At 72.2% G+C, this 3,040-nt stretch carries 3 protein-coding genes; all 3 read left to right on the top strand.

What is annotated here, in order from left to right; all coding sequences use genetic code 11:
* On the top strand, window positions 1-350 hold a 350-nt coding region (locus P409_RS30455; RefSeq protein WP_034847278.1), incomplete at its 5' end, for a substrate-binding domain-containing protein.
* Window positions 347-1,960 (top strand): FAD-dependent oxidoreductase, encoded by a 1,614-nt coding sequence (locus P409_RS30450; protein WP_034847276.1) that lies wholly within the window; start codon window positions 347-349, stop codon window positions 1,958-1,960. The genes P409_RS30455 and P409_RS30450, both read left to right, overlap by 4 nt.
* A 45-nt stretch (window positions 1,961-2,005) precedes the next feature.
* On the top strand, window positions 2,006-3,040 hold a 1,035-nt coding region (locus P409_RS30445; RefSeq protein ID WP_034847274.1), incomplete at its 3' end, for an ABC transporter substrate-binding protein.

The raw sequence follows: 3,040 nt of genomic DNA, 5'->3' as shown, positions 1-3,040 counted from the left end.
ACCCGGGGGAGCTGGTCGACCGGCTGCTGCGTGCCGGCGCGACCGTGGCGCTGGTCGAGGACCAAGCCGATGCGGTGGTGCTGGAGCGGGCGGCGCGCGACCGCGGCGTGGCAGTGCCGGACGACCTGTCGCTGATCGCGCTGGGCAACCCGACGCGGCCGATCGCCAGCGAGATCGCCTTCACCTGCTTCCGCATCCCGCGCGAGGAGATGGGGCGGCAGGCGGTCGAGATCCTGACCCTGGTGATGGGCGGGCAGGAGGAGGGGCGGCAGCGGCTGCTGCCCTGCGAGCTGGCCGGGGGGCAGACCCTCGGCCCGGTACCGGACAAGCGGAAGGGGCGGCGGAATTGACCCTCGAATTCGATGCGGATGTGCTGGTGGTGGGGGGCGGCCTGGGCGGCGTCGCGGCAGCGTTGGCGTCGCTCAGGTCCGGCCGCTCGGTGATCCTGACCGAGGAATACGACTGGCTGGGCGGCCAGCTGACCAGCCAAGCGGTGCCGCCGGACGAGCATTCCTGGATCGAGCGCTTCGGCGCCACCGCCAGCTACCGGGCGCTGCGCGACGGCATCCGCGAGCATTACCGCCGGTACTATCCGCTGACCGAGGGCGCGCGGGCCTGGCGCGACCTGAACCCCGGCGCCGGCTGGGTCAGCCGGCTGTGCCACGAACCACGGGTCGGCCTGGCGGTGATCGAGGCGATGCTGGCGCCCTGGCGCGGCTCCGGCCGCCTCAAGGTGCTGCAGCCCTACCGGCCGGTGGCGGCGGATGTCGACGGCGACCGGGTGCGTGCCATCCGCCTGGCCCATCGCGACGGCGGGCCGGACATCGTCGCCTCCGGCCGCTATGTGCTGGACGCGACCGAGACCGGGGCGCTGCTGCCGCTGACCGGCACCGAATACGTCACCGGCTTCGAATCCCGCGGCGAGACCGGGGAGCCGAGCGCGCCCTGGTCCGCCCAGCCGCTGAACATGCAGGCGGTGTCGATCTGTTTCGCCCTCGACCATGTCGACGGCAGCCACGTCATCGACCGGCCGGCCAACTACGCCTTCTGGCGCGACTACCGGCCGGAGTTCTGGGGCGGGCCGCTGCTGGGCTGGAAGTCGCCGCATCCGCGCACGCTGGAGATCGTCGAGCGCAGCTTCACCCCGAACCCGGATGACGACCCGCTGGCGGTGAACGCCGACCAGCGGCTGAACCCGGGCGACGGCAACCTGTGGACCTTCCGGCGCATCGCCGCCCGCCGCAACTTCACCGGCGGCGCCTATGCCAGCGACATCACCCTCGTGAACTGGCCGATGATCGACTATTTCGAGGGGCCGGTGTTCGAGGTGCCGGAGGCCGAGGCGCAGCGCCACCTGGCCGGCGCGGCCGAGCTGTCGCGCTGCGTCCTGTACTGGCTGCAGACCGAGGCGCCGCGGCCGGATGGCGGCACGGGCTTCCCCGGCCTGCGGCTGCGCAGCGACGTCACCGGCACGCTCGACGGCCTGGCCCAGGCGCCCTACATCCGCGAATCCCGCCGCATCCGGGCCGAATACACGGTGGTGGAGCAGGACCTGTCGCTGGCGGTGCGCGGCGCCCGCGGGGCGGTGCGCTACCGCGATTCCGTCGGCGTCGGCATGTACCGGATCGACCTGCACCCCTCGACCGGCGGCGACAACTACATCGATGTCGGCTCCTGCCCGTTCGAGATCCCGCTCGGTGCGCTGCTGCCGCGGCGGATGGAAAACCTGCTGCCGGCCGGCAAGGCGATCGGCACCACCCACATCACCAATGGCTGCTACCGGCTGCACCCGGTGGAATGGAACATCGGCGAGGTGGCCGGCCATCTCGCCGCCTGGTGCCTGCAGCACGACCTGCCGCCGCGCGCGGTGCGGGCCCGTCCCGACCGGCTGGCCGCGTTCCAGGCCCGGCTGGAGGGGCAGGGGGTGGAACTGCACTGGCCGGAGGTCGTCGGCTACTGACCGGCGGCCGCGGAACCGTTCGAAGAACCAAAAGGGGAGGATGCCATGATGCTCGGACGCCGCATCTTTGCCGCCGCCGCGGCCGGACTTCTGGCCGCCGCGGCCCTTGGCGGCCCGGCCCGCGCGGAGGGCGTCGCCCTCCGGATGACGGTCTGGACCGGCAACAAGGCCCATCTGCAACTGCTGGACGGCATCGCCGCCGCGTACCGCAAGGACCATCCGGAGGTGGCGTCGATCACCTTCGAGACGCTGCCCTTCGACGGCTACACCACGGCGCTGACCACGCAGATCGCCGGCGGCAACGCCCCCGACCTGGCCTGGATCTTCGAGAATTCGGCGCCGGACTTCGTCTCCTCCGGCGTGCTGCTGCCGCTGCAGGACGTGCTGCGGGCGACGCCGGGCTACGGCTATGACGACCTGCTGCCCAGCGCCACCGCGCTGTGGCGCCGCGACGACACGCTCTACGCCTATCCGCTGTCGACCTCGCCCTTCGGCGTCTTCGTCAATCTCGACCTGATGAAGCAGGCCGGGGTGAAGCCGCCGGCCGAGCGCATCGCTGCCGGGGAGTGGAGCTGGGACAACGCCGTCGCCGACGCCGCCGCGGTCCATGCCAAGACCGGCAAGGCCGGGCTGGTGGTGCGCGATTTCGACTACAAGCTGTGGGACAATCTCGCCACCGTCTGGAACGGCTGGGGCGCCGCGCCCTGGAGCGCCGACGGCAAGGCCTGCGGCTTCGACCAGCCGGCGATGGCGGAGGTCATGCGCTTCCTGCACAAGGCGGTGTTCACCGACCAGGCGATGCCGGGGCCGGGCGCGCCGGCCGATTTCTTCGCCGGCGACGCCGCCATGACCATCACCCAGATCAGCCGCGCGGCGCTGCTGAAGGACGGCGCCTTCGCCTGGGATCTGGTGCCGCTGCCGAAGGGGCCGGCCGGCGAATACGCCGTGATCGGCCAGGCCGGCATCGGCGTGTTCAAGGCCGGGGCGAACGCGCAGGCCGCGGCGTCCTTCCTGGCCTTCCTGACCAGTCCGGAGAACTCGGCGAAGCTGGCGCAGTTCTTCCCGCCGCCGCGCAAGAGC

This window comes from Inquilinus limosus MP06, assembly GCF_000767795.1.
In the GTDB taxonomy this organism is placed as follows: Bacteria; Pseudomonadota; Alphaproteobacteria; order DSM-16000; family Inquilinaceae; genus Inquilinus; species Inquilinus limosus_E.
Note: the sequence above shows the minus strand (reverse complement) of the source record. Positions and strands in the feature narration are given on the sequence as shown.